At 49.0% G+C, this 15,855-nt stretch carries 18 protein-coding genes; 8 read left to right on the top strand and 10 right to left on the bottom strand.

Annotated features, from left to right (window positions below; genetic code table 11):
• Positions 1–10: 10 nt before the first annotated feature.
• Positions 11–880, bottom strand: coding sequence for a WYL domain-containing protein (locus tag E1B03_RS00095; RefSeq protein ID WP_105277862.1), 870 nt, complete (start codon positions 878–880; stop codon positions 11–13).
• 1,101 nt (positions 881–1,981) lie between these two features.
• The gene (locus tag E1B03_RS00085) at positions 1,982–2,428 is read right to left on the bottom strand and encodes a hypothetical protein (RefSeq protein WP_105277859.1); all 447 of its coding nucleotides are present in this window, start codon (positions 2,426–2,428) and stop codon (positions 1,982–1,984) included.
• A 422-nt stretch (positions 2,429–2,850) separates the two neighbouring features.
• Between E1B03_RS00085 and E1B03_RS00080 the strand changes: the two genes are divergently transcribed.
• The gene (locus tag E1B03_RS00080) at positions 2,851–3,411 is read left to right on the top strand and encodes a helix-turn-helix domain-containing protein (protein WP_105277857.1); all 561 of its coding nucleotides are present in this window, start codon (positions 2,851–2,853) and stop codon (positions 3,409–3,411) included.
• Positions 3,412–3,491: 80 nt separating this feature from the next.
• Here the strand turns inward: E1B03_RS00080 and E1B03_RS26170 are convergent, their stop codons facing one another.
• Complete coding sequence (locus E1B03_RS26170) at positions 3,492–3,653, bottom strand: hypothetical protein (RefSeq protein WP_157944930.1); 162 nt, start codon at positions 3,651–3,653, stop codon at positions 3,492–3,494.
• 373 nt (positions 3,654–4,026) lie between these two features.
• Here E1B03_RS26170 and E1B03_RS00075 point away from each other — a divergent pair, with 373 nt between their 5' ends.
• The 3 genes from E1B03_RS00075 to E1B03_RS00065 all read left to right on the top strand — a co-directional run bounded on the left by E1B03_RS00075 (position 4,027) and on the right by E1B03_RS00065 (position 5,403).
• A complete protein-coding gene (locus tag E1B03_RS00075) occupies positions 4,027–4,305 on the top strand; it encodes a CopG family ribbon-helix-helix protein (protein WP_014542884.1) in 279 nt (92 codons plus the stop codon).
• Entirely contained in the window at positions 4,293–4,604 is a 312-nt protein-coding gene (locus E1B03_RS00070) for a type II toxin-antitoxin system RelE/ParE family toxin (RefSeq protein ID WP_015059150.1), read from the top strand. The genes E1B03_RS00075 and E1B03_RS00070 overlap by 13 nt, the downstream gene beginning before the upstream one ends.
• Positions 4,605–4,971: 367 nt before the next feature.
• Positions 4,972–5,403 (top strand): hypothetical protein, encoded by a 432-nt coding sequence (locus tag E1B03_RS00065; protein ID WP_133085517.1) that lies wholly within the window; start codon positions 4,972–4,974, stop codon positions 5,401–5,403.
• Here E1B03_RS00065 and mbeA (E1B03_RS26640) read toward each other — a convergent pair.
• From mbeA (E1B03_RS26640) to E1B03_RS00035, 4 genes are all read right to left on the bottom strand, one after another.
• On the bottom strand, positions 5,400–6,914 hold the full coding sequence (gene mbeA, locus E1B03_RS26640) for a plasmid mobilization relaxase MbeA (RefSeq protein WP_133085516.1): 1,515 nt from the start codon (positions 6,912–6,914) through the stop codon (positions 5,400–5,402). The genes E1B03_RS00065 and mbeA (E1B03_RS26640) overlap by 4 nt on opposite strands.
• Positions 6,904–7,227 carry a MobC family plasmid mobilization relaxosome protein gene (locus tag E1B03_RS00055; protein WP_207949448.1) on the bottom strand — a complete coding sequence of 108 codons (324 nt, stop codon included), beginning with the start codon at positions 7,225–7,227 and terminating at the stop codon, positions 6,904–6,906. The genes mbeA (E1B03_RS26640) and E1B03_RS00055 overlap by 11 nt, the downstream gene beginning before the upstream one ends.
• Positions 7,228–8,319: 1,092 nt before the next feature.
• The gene (locus E1B03_RS00045) at positions 8,320–9,189 is read right to left on the bottom strand and encodes a WYL domain-containing protein (RefSeq protein ID WP_105277862.1); all 870 of its coding nucleotides are present in this window, start codon (positions 9,187–9,189) and stop codon (positions 8,320–8,322) included.
• 1,101 nt (positions 9,190–10,290) lie between these two features.
• Positions 10,291–10,737, bottom strand: coding sequence for a hypothetical protein (locus E1B03_RS00035; RefSeq protein ID WP_105277859.1), 447 nt, complete (start codon positions 10,735–10,737; stop codon positions 10,291–10,293).
• A 422-nt stretch (positions 10,738–11,159) separates the two neighbouring features.
• On the opposite strand from E1B03_RS00035, the gene E1B03_RS00030 reads away from it, so the two are divergent.
• Positions 11,160–11,720, top strand: coding sequence for a helix-turn-helix domain-containing protein (locus tag E1B03_RS00030; RefSeq protein WP_105277857.1), 561 nt, complete (start codon positions 11,160–11,162; stop codon positions 11,718–11,720).
• A gap of 80 nt (positions 11,721–11,800) precedes the next feature.
• On the opposite strand, the gene E1B03_RS26150 is transcribed toward E1B03_RS00030, so the two are convergent.
• Complete coding sequence (locus E1B03_RS26150; protein ID WP_157944930.1) at positions 11,801–11,962, bottom strand: hypothetical protein; 162 nt, start codon at positions 11,960–11,962, stop codon at positions 11,801–11,803.
• A 373-nt stretch (positions 11,963–12,335) separates the two neighbouring features.
• Between E1B03_RS26150 and E1B03_RS00025 the strand changes: the two genes are divergently transcribed.
• The 3 genes from E1B03_RS00025 to E1B03_RS00015 all read left to right on the top strand — a co-directional run bounded on the left by E1B03_RS00025 (position 12,336) and on the right by E1B03_RS00015 (position 13,712).
• Entirely contained in the window at positions 12,336–12,614 is a 279-nt protein-coding gene (locus E1B03_RS00025) for a CopG family ribbon-helix-helix protein (RefSeq protein WP_014542884.1), read from the top strand.
• Entirely contained in the window at positions 12,602–12,913 is a 312-nt protein-coding gene (locus tag E1B03_RS00020) for a type II toxin-antitoxin system RelE/ParE family toxin (RefSeq protein ID WP_015059150.1), read from the top strand. Before E1B03_RS00025 ends, E1B03_RS00020 begins: the two co-directional genes overlap by 13 nt.
• A gap of 367 nt (positions 12,914–13,280) precedes the next feature.
• The gene (locus E1B03_RS00015) at positions 13,281–13,712 is read left to right on the top strand and encodes a hypothetical protein (RefSeq protein WP_133085517.1); all 432 of its coding nucleotides are present in this window, start codon (positions 13,281–13,283) and stop codon (positions 13,710–13,712) included.
• Here the strand turns inward: E1B03_RS00015 and mbeA (E1B03_RS26635) are convergent.
• Both mbeA (E1B03_RS26635) and E1B03_RS00005 read right to left on the bottom strand, forming a co-directional pair.
• Entirely contained in the window at positions 13,709–15,223 is a 1,515-nt protein-coding gene (gene mbeA, locus E1B03_RS26635; protein ID WP_133085516.1) for a plasmid mobilization relaxase MbeA, read from the bottom strand. The genes E1B03_RS00015 and mbeA (E1B03_RS26635) overlap by 4 nt on opposite strands.
• A complete protein-coding gene (locus tag E1B03_RS00005; protein ID WP_207949448.1) occupies positions 15,213–15,536 on the bottom strand; it encodes a MobC family plasmid mobilization relaxosome protein in 324 nt (107 codons plus the stop codon). The genes mbeA (E1B03_RS26635) and E1B03_RS00005 overlap by 11 nt, the downstream gene beginning before the upstream one ends.
• Positions 15,537–15,855 lie beyond the last annotated feature (319 nt).

The following is a 15,855-nucleotide window of genomic DNA, read 5'->3' as shown; positions in this document are numbered from 1 at the left end:
GGAAAACCAGTTAGTCGATATGGTTGTTAACTCCAGGGAAAGCACCATTCACGCCTTTAATGACACTGGAATTCCGCAAGTGGAGCTGGAACGATTTATCAGTCATGCTGGCGGTTGCCGAACAATCTACACACCATCGGCGTAGCCAGTAATGAGCCAGCGATTTTCTAACCTCAACCAATTTTACACCGTCAGTCATTTGCATATCACTTTCAATGGCTTTCTTATGCTGAACCCGAGGATGAACAACCAGTTCTAAAGAAATATATGTATTCCAGTCATCATCAAATTCTCTCAGACATTCCGCAGGCGCAGAGCCATCTTCCCCAAAAATCTCCTGAATTCGTCCTACGACAAGATCTAAAAACTTGCATCTTCCAAGATCATAACAACGGACGTATGTTTTAAGGTCGTTGTAGAACATCGAGTGAGGGACGATTTTCTTCTCTGAAGCCCCTGAAGTCATAGAGTAATAGGATATGTTCAGCACATTCATATTCAGAATCGCACGGGTTATGCTGGTTATATCCTTCGGATTTATTTCAGCCAGACTCGGGATAGTTTCAATCAAGGGATAGCCAGCACCTAAAAACCGGGATTCATCCAGATCGGTAAGCTTTGAAAAAATCAGATCCTCAGAGGCTTCATAAATTGGCTTAAATTTATCGAAATCGGCAACATACCTCTTAACCCTATGATCTAAATATAAATTATCACCACTTTGCTCCTTGTATCTTTTGATATCACGGCTAGCTGCAGCACCTTTAATCCCAAACTTATCCATTAAGTCTATGCGGGATAACCAGCCTCTCATCATTAAAAGCCACTCTATGTGCCAGAGCCTGTCATCTATAAAATTCTGATTTCTAATGTTTTTCATAAGATAGCAATCCTAGGAATTATTACACCGATCAAAAGTTGTACTCATCTTCAAGATCACTTATCATGAGCATAACAATAGCACATTTCCCGATAGGAGAATGACTAAAATGGCAACGAACAAACCATACGGCGATGGACATCGCATTGGCGCAGTAAAGCAACGCTCTCAGTTCCAGACCCCGGCAGGGCTATGGGCAAAGCGAGATTCTACGACAGGTAGAATTATGGATGTAAAACAAGACGGAAACCCGTTTAAGGGGGTAAGGAAGGAAAAATGATTGGGTTAGCCTGTACCACCAGAACTAACCCTAACAAACCACACACAAACGCGGCGCTTGAGTACCACCTCAAGTGCTTTTACAAGCCAGCCACTAGATTTGTTGGTTGCTACAGTACAATTTTAATAGCAAAAATCAACATTCATGTGGCGAAAAACAGGAATGCAACATGCAGACAGAAGAGTCTCAGGCATACATTTTTCGCCCTTACATCACAGTAAAGGGCAAACGAATCACCCGTCCGAACGGCGGGATGTTCAAAATTCCAATTAATCGCGAAAAGAAAAGTTAGTGATCGCAGCCCTAACGGGCTGTTCTAAATTTGATTAAAAAGGATGGTTCTATGTCAGTTTACTGTGTCTCTTATGACCTGAATAAAGCAGGTCAGAACTACAATGCGCTATACGACGAGTTAAAAAAGTCGCCGGGATGGTGCCACCCCTTAGATTCCACCTGGCTAATATCAACCAGGGAAACAGCCCAACAGCTGTCGGATCGTTTGCGTAGGCATCTAGACAATAATGACACCTTGCTTGTGATTGGTGTAACCAAAGAATATGCCGGATGGCTTCCGCAAACCACATGGGATTGGATGAAGCAGCACATCTAGAGCAAAAGCCCTTCGGGGCTTTTTTTTATGCCTATATGCAGTCGATTTACCATAACACTCTAATTGTACGTACCATAGAAAGGCAATGCTGTCATAGAAAACAGGGGTAAGTAAGAACACACCTTGCAGAAGTTTTATAGAGGGGCTCACTCATCAAAGAGTGATACAGGCAGAAAACAGTAATTAAATTATCAATAGGTACGTTGCTAACCTACTCATCTTCCAAAAATAGCGGATTATTATTGTCAGAAGCAGGAAATGGTTGGTGTTTAGGCGAAAATCCGACAACAAAAACCGTACCGTCATCCATCTTTTGATAGTGGATAACCTCTGCAGAGGTCAACCCTGAAAGATTGAGGGATAGATTGTATGTCATTGATTTTAAGCGAGTAGCATCATTGTAAGGCCCACAGTGATAATGCCAGTAATTTCCATCCTGGTAGGCATCCGTATCAGGTAGTTTTTCCTGATCATCGTTTAACCAAGAGGGTTTATTTTTTCCTGGCAAAGGCTCTTCTCGCGTAACCCTGCCAATAAAGGTTGCTAGCGCTTGTCTATGGTGTTCTTCCATAAATGGCAGATCCACGAAGCACTCTTCATTTAGTGCTCCGTGGGTAAAATCATTAGCAAGAACTACTTTATTGAATCGTATCGCCATTTTCCGCCAATCGACTTACTTTTTCATATAAGTCGATAGCATATCAAAAATAGCGTCATCGGAGCGTGGTAAATCAAATTTTACCGCTCCCTGAGAAGAATTTTTATGGGATCTGGACAGCAGAACAACGTCGGCACGAGATTTGTACTCGCGACGACGTTCGATACTGCTTCCGTCCCTGCAAGAATTTACGTGAGCCAACATATGAGTCCTATGTTCTGGGTGAGTGATGGCAAAGAACTAAGTTCTCTCTGCCTTTTTATGTTAAGAGCAGTACTCGTGACCAGTCACGAAAAGCCGTACCTTTTAGGTAAAATTAGGGTGGCGTGAACGCCACCCTAATAACAACTACTCTTACATACACTATGATATAGTGTATGTAAGAGTAGTTATATCATGATTAATGATTCAAAAAAGCTGCGATGATGAGCCACGATCTTAAGAAAGAAAACACCGAAATACCCAATACAATTCTCTCTATCTGGGGAAGAACTATCCTCGGTTCAGGATGGACAACAATCCCGAACGAGCTACTTAAGAATCAAGCTAGGCTGGGACTAAGCAACTCTGAGTTAGTTTTACTGATCCACCTCATCTCCTTCATGCACAGTTCTTCAGCAAAGATCTTTCCGTCGATAGAACTGTTATCAGAACGCATGAGTCAGGACAGAAGAACAATCCAGAGAACAATTCAGAGACTGGAAGAAAAGGAGCTAATCAGGAAAAGAGTTAGGTCAAAGGGTAAACTGGATATCGGGCTAACAAACGTATATGACATATCTCCATTGATGTTAAAAATAATTAATATTCAATTACCTAGCATGACCCCTCCGCCACAAATTCATGTATGCCCGAGATGTAAAAAAATAGCAAAATCAGAGGCTGAAATTGAGAGTCTTTTTGGCTACCGGAGGGTAAACCCTGATAAACGGGTGATTCAAAGTTGGTGTAAAGAATGCAGAGGAACCCCCCACCAGACTTAAACATCACAGAACCTGAACAGTATTTCAGCATACTTTCACGCGCCAACAAAACAGGCCCGCAGCTGGCGGACCTGTTTGCCTTAACGCCCCCGAATATAAATTTCGGTAATGATGGCGGTGATGCTTCGTTTTACAATCGCTGTATCACTAACATTATCCATCCCTTCACGCTTCATCCGCCCAAGCAAGCGGTTGTTGTGATTTAAATCCCTGATTAAGGCGTCAGTTGTCTTTTTTATCATAGGGGTTGCCCTCCATTTTCTTAGTTGCGAGCTTCTGTGGCTCACTCTTATTTATCTCTCGTTTTATACGACCCCATGTAACGGTGATAAAAAGTAATTTTTCGGCACCATTTAACATAAAGCTCTCATTGTACGCACCGCTAAAACGCACTCAGGGCGTTTCTGACGGATAACAGGTAAAAGCGGCAACAAACCACCCGAAAACCCGCCAGAAACACACCGGCTAAATCATACCCGGATGCATGGCTATGCAGCCAGGTGCATGAGTCCGGTTTTGACGGCAAACGGGCACCGTAAGCCGTATTTCTGGCAAATATCACTGACTCCAATTAAAGTAGTCATATGTATTACACATGACTACAAAGGTGATTTTATGTCAGCAGCGACATCCATCAGGCTTGACGATGAACTCAAAGACCGCCTGAAAACTCTTGCCGATGACCGCCATCGCTCTGCTCATGCTCTGATGCTGGAAGCGATCACCGAATACATCGACCGGGAAGAAAAGCGCAGCCAGTACCTGAGGGATGGACAGGCCGCATGGCAGCACTATCAGGAAACCGGCCTGCACCTGAGCGCCGAAGAGGTGGAAGCGTGGATAGATACCTGGGGAACTGAGAATGAGCAGGATGCTCCACCATGCCACAGGTAATTGTCTCCGCACTGGCGCAGCGGGATTTACAGCGCCTGCAGGACTTTCTCAAAACCAAAAACCGGCTGGCGGCCAGAAAAGCCGGTGAAGTGATCATCCGGGCTATCCAGCAACTGAAAACGCAGCCGGACATGGGCCGTCCGGTTTCTCTTCTCCCGCTGGAATACCAGGAACTGGTGATCGGATTTGGCGACAGTGGTTATGTGATGCTCTATCGCCACGACCGGGAAACGGACCGGATAGTGATCCTGACAGTCCGGCACCAGAAAGAAGCCGGATATCACGGCCTGCAGGAATAATTTCCCCTGAGCACCGATCTGCTCTGCAATTCACCGCCGGAGCAGACCGGACTCTATAGCAAAAATCAGCGCCTCCAGTATCAGTCCAACCACCTTCACAGCCGCTATTGCCATTAATGCTTTCATCGTCTTGCCCCTGTTTTATCTGATACCGCTATTGCATCACCTGCCTGCAGCGGAAACCACTGACTGTACTTGTCGCAATACCGCGACAATCACCAGACGATTGGAACAGAAAAAAATCGACAGGAGCGACTGATAGCGTTCAGCGCTTCCCGTTATCAGCAGGAAATTCGGGTTACATTGGCACTACAATGACTGTGAGAAATTATACACCTTTCACACACGAAAAAATCAGGGGTATACAGTGACAAAAACATTGCTCAACCTTTCACAGGCAGCACAGGCAGTCGGCATCACCAGAAGAACGCTATATAACCATGTAAAGCAAGGTAAAGTGACCGTGTCACGCGACGGGAAAAACAACCCAGTCGTGGATGTATCCGAACTGATCCGCGTATACGGCAATGTGAATTTACCTGAGAAACAAATTCCCAGTATTTCACACCGTGAAAATACACAGAAAAATTTCCCACACGAGCAACTGACAGCCATGCAGAAAGAGCTGGCTGAAATGAAACAGGCCATCACGTTGATGCTGGAAGACAAAACGCTGCGGGAAAAAGAAAATCAGCAGCATGAGGACGAGAAAAACCAGCTGCGGGAAGAAATCAAAAAGCTCAGCGAAAGCCTGGAGCAGGCGCAAAAAAAAGGGTTCTGGTCCAGGCTGTTTGGTTAAAGCGACGGACCATCCAGACCTTTTTGTCGCAGCGGTCGCTCCGGCTCCGGCGTTTTCTCGTGCTGCAGCGCCCGTTCATGTGCCTGCCGCTGCTCGATGGTGTTCATCTCACGGACAAGCGGCGCAGCTGCTCGCTTAAACTCTGCACCTGCCTGCTCAAGTCCGACACACGCTCGCTCAGCGCCGCGTTCTCCCGTTGCGTAATGCCAAACATCCTCTGCAACTCCGAGGAGGCGGCTTCCCACGCGCTCAGCTGCTGCGCGTAATCCTGCTGCAGTTGCTCGAATGCGCTCAACAATTGCGTTTCCAGTTCCGTCATTCAGCTCTACTCCTGCACCAGTTTTACTGCGTTCATAGCCCCGTCGTTCACCGTCCAGTTCGTGTCGCCTTTCATCCCCGACGGCAGCACCAGAAAACGTCCGTTGCTGTCCTCCCGGTATGTCACGCCCCACGTTCGCGCGTTCAGCTTCGACAGTGCATCTTTCTGCTCGCTGATGGCCTGGTAGTTGTCGAGAATTTTCTGCCCCTGCCACCACAGAATGCTCCCGCTCGTGCAGATCAGCAGGAACGACACTCCGGCGATTATCAGCCACGTCCGCCCGATGGTTTTCAGCATCCCTCTGGTGTTCTGGCTGATGGCGGAGGACAGCTTCTGGTCGTGGTCGAGGATAGCGCTGTTGATTCGCTTCGCGCTTTCGCTCAGTTCCTGATTTACATACGCTTCGTGCTCGCTGAATGCGGCTTTCAGCATCTCGCTGGTAGATTGCCGCTGCGCTTTCGAGTTCTGCTCTAAGTCCTGCGCCAGCGTTAAAAGACTGCTCATAGATGGCTCCTTTCAGTCGGATATTTCGTCCCCCGTCCGGGTTGGCAATGCTGATACTGCTTCGCGTGGTACGTACCACCTCAAAACCAGCCACAGTGAGCGCCTCAGTCACGTCCTGCCGCGTTTTAAGCTCCCCGGACGAGGCTAACACCATTAAACCCTGCGTAATCGCTCTGACAGCCTCCTGCAGCGCCTGTGGCAGGGCCGACGGCGTGACCAGCTCGCGTCGGTTTGCCGGGTCGTTCGGGTCATGCAATCCCAGCCGGCCATTCACCACCGTCTGCCACGCATCGATACGCGGGCGATCGGCTCGGTCGTAATACGGCTGCAGACGTTTTCCGGTCAGCAGTTCGGTGTTCGGAATGAGGAAATTCAGCTCCACCCGCCCTTTGTCGGCGTGTTCCACCCACAGCACGCTGTACTGGTCTTTATCGAGTCCGGGCATCAGAACCCGCTCGAAACTCTCCATCAGCTTTTCGCGCTGTCCGGGCGCCAGGTCACTCTCGGCAAACGATAGCACCCCGGAAGTGTATTTCTTGGCATACGGTGAGGCATCAATCAGCTCCAGGACTTCCTCCGGCTTGCCCTGCAGCACCGTCGCCCCGTCACGCTGTCGGTCTTTACCCAGCAGATAATCCACCGGCCCACAGCCGCCTCCGCGCCCGCGCGGATGGAATTTAACGATCATCGTCAGCTCCGTTCTCCCGCACCGTATGCCGTAGCCGTTCAAGGCCGGCATCGATGGCCATCAGCGCAGCCACCACCTGAACCCGATCAGCACCAGACCACTGACCGCCGTTAATTTTCCGGGCGATCTGGTTAAGGTTATTGCCCATGCCTGCGAGCTGACGCAGTAAAACCGGATCGATGGACGGCAGCCGTGATGACCGCGCCGGTCGGGTATCTAGACAGATTTGCCGCATCCACGCCGCCAGCTGTTTGCCGTCACAGCGTTCAAGCAGCTGCTGATGCTCATCCTGCGTGACCCACATGGTCAGCATCTTGTCGCGTTTTGTACTCAAACGGCCTCCGGTGAAAATATTTAGGGGGGGAGGTCTAACGCAGCTCCCGGAGAGGTACACAGCTTGTCTGTGGGCATCTGCCGGGAGCCGGCAAGCCCGACCGGGTGCGTCAGGCCGTTGACCTTAGCGGGTTTCGGGGCGCAGCCCTGAACCAGTCACAGTGCGCTAGCGCTGTGTATACTGGCTTACTCAGGTTAGCACGGTGGCAATGTGCGTGTTAACTGCGTTATTTGGCAGGGGAAAATGCGGGGGCAAGACGTAAGCAGAATAATGACAGGACGGTGATATTGCGCCTCCTCGCTCACTCGGTCGCGATGCTCCGGACGTGAGACTGCGGCGGGCGCTGCGTACTCTCACGCAAAGATAAACAGGGAGTGTGGCGTGAAAAAGAAAAGCAGGGCAAAGGCCGCGGGGAACCCGTTTTTTCATAGGCTCCGCCTCCCCTGACGAGTATCACAAATGGACGCTCAAATCAGTGGAAGACGAAACCCGACAGGACTTAAAGATGCCGGTGATTTCTCGCCGGCGGCTCCCTCGCGCGCTCTCCTGTTCCGACCCTGCCGCCTACCGGATACCTGTCCCGCCTTTTTCCCTTCGGGAAGCGTGGCGCTTTCTCATAGCTTACGCTGCTGGTATCTCGGCTCGGTGTAGGTCGTTCGCTCCAAGCTGGGCTGTGTGCACGAACCCCCCGTTCAGCCCGACTGCTGCGCCCGTTCCGGTAACTATCAACTTGAGTCCAACCCGGAAAGACACGCAAAAACGCCACTGGCAGCAGCCATTGGTAACTGATGATGTGCGAGAGATTTAGAGAGTGCTTGAAGTGGTGGCCTGACTGCGGCTACACTGAAAGAACAGTTTTGGTGACTCGTCTCGCACAAGACAGTTACCTGGTTAAGCAGTTCCCCAACTGACTTAACCTTCGATCAAACCACCTCCCCAGGTGGTTTTTTCGTTTACAGGGCAAGAGATTACGCGCAGAAAAAAAGGATCTCAAGGAGATCCTTTCCAGATCGACGAATACATCATTATTTAATGGACAGCAGCTATCGCCATTTAAGATGGGAAAACCAGTTAGTCGATATGGTTGTTAACTCCAGGGAAAGCACCATTCACGCCTTTAATGACACTGGAATTCCGCAAGTGGAGCTGGAACGATTTATCAGTCATGCTGGCGGTTGCCGAACAATCTACACACCATCGGCGTAGCCAGTAATGAGCCAGCGATTTTCTAACCTCAACCAATTTTACACCGTCAGTCATTTGCATATCACTTTCAATGGCTTTCTTATGCTGAACCCGAGGATGAACAACCAGTTCTAAAGAAATATATGTATTCCAGTCATCATCAAATTCTCTCAGACATTCCGCAGGCGCAGAGCCATCTTCCCCAAAAATCTCCTGAATTCGTCCTACGACAAGATCTAAAAACTTGCATCTTCCAAGATCATAACAACGGACGTATGTTTTAAGGTCGTTGTAGAACATCGAGTGAGGGACGATTTTCTTCTCTGAAGCCCCTGAAGTCATAGAGTAATAGGATATGTTCAGCACATTCATATTCAGAATCGCACGGGTTATGCTGGTTATATCCTTCGGATTTATTTCAGCCAGACTCGGGATAGTTTCAATCAAGGGATAGCCAGCACCTAAAAACCGGGATTCATCCAGATCGGTAAGCTTTGAAAAAATCAGATCCTCAGAGGCTTCATAAATTGGCTTAAATTTATCGAAATCGGCAACATACCTCTTAACCCTATGATCTAAATATAAATTATCACCACTTTGCTCCTTGTATCTTTTGATATCACGGCTAGCTGCAGCACCTTTAATCCCAAACTTATCCATTAAGTCTATGCGGGATAACCAGCCTCTCATCATTAAAAGCCACTCTATGTGCCAGAGCCTGTCATCTATAAAATTCTGATTTCTAATGTTTTTCATAAGATAGCAATCCTAGGAATTATTACACCGATCAAAAGTTGTACTCATCTTCAAGATCACTTATCATGAGCATAACAATAGCACATTTCCCGATAGGAGAATGACTAAAATGGCAACGAACAAACCATACGGCGATGGACATCGCATTGGCGCAGTAAAGCAACGCTCTCAGTTCCAGACCCCGGCAGGGCTATGGGCAAAGCGAGATTCTACGACAGGTAGAATTATGGATGTAAAACAAGACGGAAACCCGTTTAAGGGGGTAAGGAAGGAAAAATGATTGGGTTAGCCTGTACCACCAGAACTAACCCTAACAAACCACACACAAACGCGGCGCTTGAGTACCACCTCAAGTGCTTTTACAAGCCAGCCACTAGATTTGTTGGTTGCTACAGTACAATTTTAATAGCAAAAATCAACATTCATGTGGCGAAAAACAGGAATGCAACATGCAGACAGAAGAGTCTCAGGCATACATTTTTCGCCCTTACATCACAGTAAAGGGCAAACGAATCACCCGTCCGAACGGCGGGATGTTCAAAATTCCAATTAATCGCGAAAAGAAAAGTTAGTGATCGCAGCCCTAACGGGCTGTTCTAAATTTGATTAAAAAGGATGGTTCTATGTCAGTTTACTGTGTCTCTTATGACCTGAATAAAGCAGGTCAGAACTACAATGCGCTATACGACGAGTTAAAAAAGTCGCCGGGATGGTGCCACCCCTTAGATTCCACCTGGCTAATATCAACCAGGGAAACAGCCCAACAGCTGTCGGATCGTTTGCGTAGGCATCTAGACAATAATGACACCTTGCTTGTGATTGGTGTAACCAAAGAATATGCCGGATGGCTTCCGCAAACCACATGGGATTGGATGAAGCAGCACATCTAGAGCAAAAGCCCTTCGGGGCTTTTTTTTATGCCTATATGCAGTCGATTTACCATAACACTCTAATTGTACGTACCATAGAAAGGCAATGCTGTCATAGAAAACAGGGGTAAGTAAGAACACACCTTGCAGAAGTTTTATAGAGGGGCTCACTCATCAAAGAGTGATACAGGCAGAAAACAGTAATTAAATTATCAATAGGTACGTTGCTAACCTACTCATCTTCCAAAAATAGCGGATTATTATTGTCAGAAGCAGGAAATGGTTGGTGTTTAGGCGAAAATCCGACAACAAAAACCGTACCGTCATCCATCTTTTGATAGTGGATAACCTCTGCAGAGGTCAACCCTGAAAGATTGAGGGATAGATTGTATGTCATTGATTTTAAGCGAGTAGCATCATTGTAAGGCCCACAGTGATAATGCCAGTAATTTCCATCCTGGTAGGCATCCGTATCAGGTAGTTTTTCCTGATCATCGTTTAACCAAGAGGGTTTATTTTTTCCTGGCAAAGGCTCTTCTCGCGTAACCCTGCCAATAAAGGTTGCTAGCGCTTGTCTATGGTGTTCTTCCATAAATGGCAGATCCACGAAGCACTCTTCATTTAGTGCTCCGTGGGTAAAATCATTAGCAAGAACTACTTTATTGAATCGTATCGCCATTTTCCGCCAATCGACTTACTTTTTCATATAAGTCGATAGCATATCAAAAATAGCGTCATCGGAGCGTGGTAAATCAAATTTTACCGCTCCCTGAGAAGAATTTTTATGGGATCTGGACAGCAGAACAACGTCGGCACGAGATTTGTACTCGCGACGACGTTCGATACTGCTTCCGTCCCTGCAAGAATTTACGTGAGCCAACATATGAGTCCTATGTTCTGGGTGAGTGATGGCAAAGAACTAAGTTCTCTCTGCCTTTTTATGTTAAGAGCAGTACTCGTGACCAGTCACGAAAAGCCGTACCTTTTAGGTAAAATTAGGGTGGCGTGAACGCCACCCTAATAACAACTACTCTTACATACACTATGATATAGTGTATGTAAGAGTAGTTATATCATGATTAATGATTCAAAAAAGCTGCGATGATGAGCCACGATCTTAAGAAAGAAAACACCGAAATACCCAATACAATTCTCTCTATCTGGGGAAGAACTATCCTCGGTTCAGGATGGACAACAATCCCGAACGAGCTACTTAAGAATCAAGCTAGGCTGGGACTAAGCAACTCTGAGTTAGTTTTACTGATCCACCTCATCTCCTTCATGCACAGTTCTTCAGCAAAGATCTTTCCGTCGATAGAACTGTTATCAGAACGCATGAGTCAGGACAGAAGAACAATCCAGAGAACAATTCAGAGACTGGAAGAAAAGGAGCTAATCAGGAAAAGAGTTAGGTCAAAGGGTAAACTGGATATCGGGCTAACAAACGTATATGACATATCTCCATTGATGTTAAAAATAATTAATATTCAATTACCTAGCATGACCCCTCCGCCACAAATTCATGTATGCCCGAGATGTAAAAAAATAGCAAAATCAGAGGCTGAAATTGAGAGTCTTTTTGGCTACCGGAGGGTAAACCCTGATAAACGGGTGATTCAAAGTTGGTGTAAAGAATGCAGAGGAACCCCCCACCAGACTTAAACATCACAGAACCTGAACAGTATTTCAGCATACTTTCACGCGCCAACAAAACAGGCCCGCAGCTGGCGGACCTGTTTGCCTTAACGCCCCCGAATATAAATTTCGGTAATGATGGCGGTGATGCTTCGTTTTACAATCGCTGTATCACTAACATTATCCATCCCTTCACGCTTCATCCGCCCAAGCAAGCGGTTGTTGTGATTTAAATCCCTGATTAAGGCGTCAGTTGTCTTTTTTATCATAGGGGTTGCCCTCCATTTTCTTAGTTGCGAGCTTCTGTGGCTCACTCTTATTTATCTCTCGTTTTATACGACCCCATGTAACGGTGATAAAAAGTAATTTTTCGGCACCATTTAACATAAAGCTCTCATTGTACGCACCGCTAAAACGCACTCAGGGCGTTTCTGACGGATAACAGGTAAAAGCGGCAACAAACCACCCGAAAACCCGCCAGAAACACACCGGCTAAATCATACCCGGATGCATGGCTATGCAGCCAGGTGCATGAGTCCGGTTTTGACGGCAAACGGGCACCGTAAGCCGTATTTCTGGCAAATATCACTGACTCCAATTAAAGTAGTCATATGTATTACACATGACTACAAAGGTGATTTTATGTCAGCAGCGACATCCATCAGGCTTGACGATGAACTCAAAGACCGCCTGAAAACTCTTGCCGATGACCGCCATCGCTCTGCTCATGCTCTGATGCTGGAAGCGATCACCGAATACATCGACCGGGAAGAAAAGCGCAGCCAGTACCTGAGGGATGGACAGGCCGCATGGCAGCACTATCAGGAAACCGGCCTGCACCTGAGCGCCGAAGAGGTGGAAGCGTGGATAGATACCTGGGGAACTGAGAATGAGCAGGATGCTCCACCATGCCACAGGTAATTGTCTCCGCACTGGCGCAGCGGGATTTACAGCGCCTGCAGGACTTTCTCAAAACCAAAAACCGGCTGGCGGCCAGAAAAGCCGGTGAAGTGATCATCCGGGCTATCCAGCAACTGAAAACGCAGCCGGACATGGGCCGTCCGGTTTCTCTTCTCCCGCTGGAATACCAGGAACTGGTGATCGGATTTGGCGACAGTGGTTATGTGATGCTCTATCGCCACGACCGGGAAACGGACCGGATAGTGATCCTGACAGTCCGGCACCAGAAAGAAGCCGGATATCACGGCCTGCAGGAATAATTTCCCCTGAGCACCGATCTGCTCTGCAATTCACCGCCGGAGCAGACCGGACTCTATAGCAAAAATCAGCGCCTCCAGTATCAGTCCAACCACCTTCACAGCCGCTATTGCCATTAATGCTTTCATCGTCTTGCCCCTGTTTTATCTGATACCGCTATTGCATCACCTGCCTGCAGCGGAAACCACTGACTGTACTTGTCGCAATACCGCGACAATCACCAGACGATTGGAACAGAAAAAAATCGACAGGAGCGACTGATAGCGTTCAGCGCTTCCCGTTATCAGCAGGAAATTCGGGTTACATTGGCACTACAATGACTGTGAGAAATTATACACCTTTCACACACGAAAAAATCAGGGGTATACAGTGACAAAAACATTGCTCAACCTTTCACAGGCAGCACAGGCAGTCGGCATCACCAGAAGAACGCTATATAACCATGTAAAGCAAGGTAAAGTGACCGTGTCACGCGACGGGAAAAACAACCCAGTCGTGGATGTATCCGAACTGATCCGCGTATACGGCAATGTGAATTTACCTGAGAAACAAATTCCCAGTATTTCACACCGTGAAAATACACAGAAAAATTTCCCACACGAGCAACTGACAGCCATGCAGAAAGAGCTGGCTGAAATGAAACAGGCCATCACGTTGATGCTGGAAGACAAAACGCTGCGGGAAAAAGAAAATCAGCAGCATGAGGACGAGAAAAACCAGCTGCGGGAAGAAATCAAAAAGCTCAGCGAAAGCCTGGAGCAGGCGCAAAAAAAAGGGTTCTGGTCCAGGCTGTTTGGTTAAAGCGACGGACCATCCAGACCTTTTTGTCGCAGCGGTCGCTCCGGCTCCGGCGTTTTCTCGTGCTGCAGCGCCCGTTCATGTGCCTGCCGCTGCTCGATGGTGTTCATCTCACGGACAAGCGGCGCAGCTGCTCGCTTAAACTCTGCACCTGCCTGCTCAAGTCCGACACACGCTCGCTCAGCGCCGCGTTCTCCCGTTGCGTAATGCCAAACATCCTCTGCAACTCCGAGGAGGCGGCTTCCCACGCGCTCAGCTGCTGCGCGTAATCCTGCTGCAGTTGCTCGAATGCGCTCAACAATTGCGTTTCCAGTTCCGTCATTCAGCTCTACTCCTGCACCAGTTTTACTGCGTTCATAGCCCCGTCGTTCACCGTCCAGTTCGTGTCGCCTTTCATCCCCGACGGCAGCACCAGAAAACGTCCGTTGCTGTCCTCCCGGTATGTCACGCCCCACGTTCGCGCGTTCAGCTTCGACAGTGCATCTTTCTGCTCGCTGATGGCCTGGTAGTTGTCGAGAATTTTCTGCCCCTGCCACCACAGAATGCTCCCGCTCGTGCAGATCAGCAGGAACGACACTCCGGCGATTATCAGCCACGTCCGCCCGATGGTTTTCAGCATCCCTCTGGTGTTCTGGCTGATGGCGGAGGACAGCTTCTGGTCGTGGTCGAGGATAGCGCTGTTGATTCGCTTCGCGCTTTCGCTCAGTTCCTGATTTACATACGCTTCGTGCTCGCTGAATGCGGCTTTCAGCATCTCGCTGGTAGATTGCCGCTGCGCTTTCGAGTTCTGCTCTAAGTCCTGCGCCAGCGTTAAAAGACTGCTCATAGATGGCTCCTTTCAGTCGGATATTTCGTCCCCCGTCCGGGTTGGCAATGCTGATACTGCTTCGCGTGGTACGTACCACCTCAAAACCAGCCACAGTGAGCGCCTCAGTCACGTCCTGCCGCGTTTTAAGCTCCCCGGACGAGGCTAACACCATTAAACCCTGCGTAATCGCTCTGACAGCCTCCTGCAGCGCCTGTGGCAGGGCCGACGGCGTGACCAGCTCGCGTCGGTTTGCCGGGTCGTTCGGGTCATGCAATCCCAGCCGGCCATTCACCACCGTCTGCCACGCATCGATACGCGGGCGATCGGCTCGGTCGTAATACGGCTGCAGACGTTTTCCGGTCAGCAGTTCGGTGTTCGGAATGAGGAAATTCAGCTCCACCCGCCCTTTGTCGGCGTGTTCCACCCACAGCACGCTGTACTGGTCTTTATCGAGTCCGGGCATCAGAACCCGCTCGAAACTCTCCATCAGCTTTTCGCGCTGTCCGGGCGCCAGGTCACTCTCGGCAAACGATAGCACCCCGGAAGTGTATTTCTTGGCATACGGTGAGGCATCAATCAGCTCCAGGACTTCCTCCGGCTTGCCCTGCAGCACCGTCGCCCCGTCACGCTGTCGGTCTTTACCCAGCAGATAATCCACCGGCCCACAGCCGCCTCCGCGCCCGCGCGGATGGAATTTAACGATCATCGTCAGCTCCGTTCTCCCGCACCGTATGCCGTAGCCGTTCAAGGCCGGCATCGATGGCCATCAGCGCAGCCACCACCTGAACCCGATCAGCACCAGACCACTGACCGCCGTTAATTTTCCGGGCGATCTGGTTAAGGTTATTGCCCATGCCTGCGAGCTGACGCAGTAAAACCGGATCGATGGACGGCAGCCGTGATGACCGCGCCGGTCGGGTATCTAGACAGATTTGCCGCATCCACGCCGCCAGCTGTTTGCCGTCACAGCGTTCAAGCAGCTGCTGATGCTCATCCTGCGTGACCCACATGGTCAGCATCTTGTCGCGTTTTGTACTCAAACGGCCTCCGGTGAAAATATTTAGGGGGGAGGTCTAACGCAGCTCCCGGAGAGGTACACAGCTTGTCTGTGGGCATCTGCCGGGAGCCGGCAAGCCCGACCGGGTGCGTCAGGCCGTTGACCTTAGCGGGTTTCGGGGCGCAGCCCTGAACCAGTCACAGTGCGCTAGCGCTGTGTATACTGGCTTACTCAGGTTAGCACGGTGGCAATGTGCGTGTTAACTGCGTTATTTGGCAGGGGAAAATGCGGGGGCAAGACGTAAGCAGAATAATGACAGGACGGTGATATTGCGCCTCCTC

The sequence above is a fragment of the Citrobacter arsenatis genome, assembly GCF_004353845.1.
GTDB classification, from domain to species: domain Bacteria; phylum Pseudomonadota; class Gammaproteobacteria; order Enterobacterales; family Enterobacteriaceae; genus Citrobacter; species Citrobacter arsenatis.
Note: the sequence above shows the minus strand (reverse complement) of the source record. Positions and strands in the feature narration are given on the sequence as shown.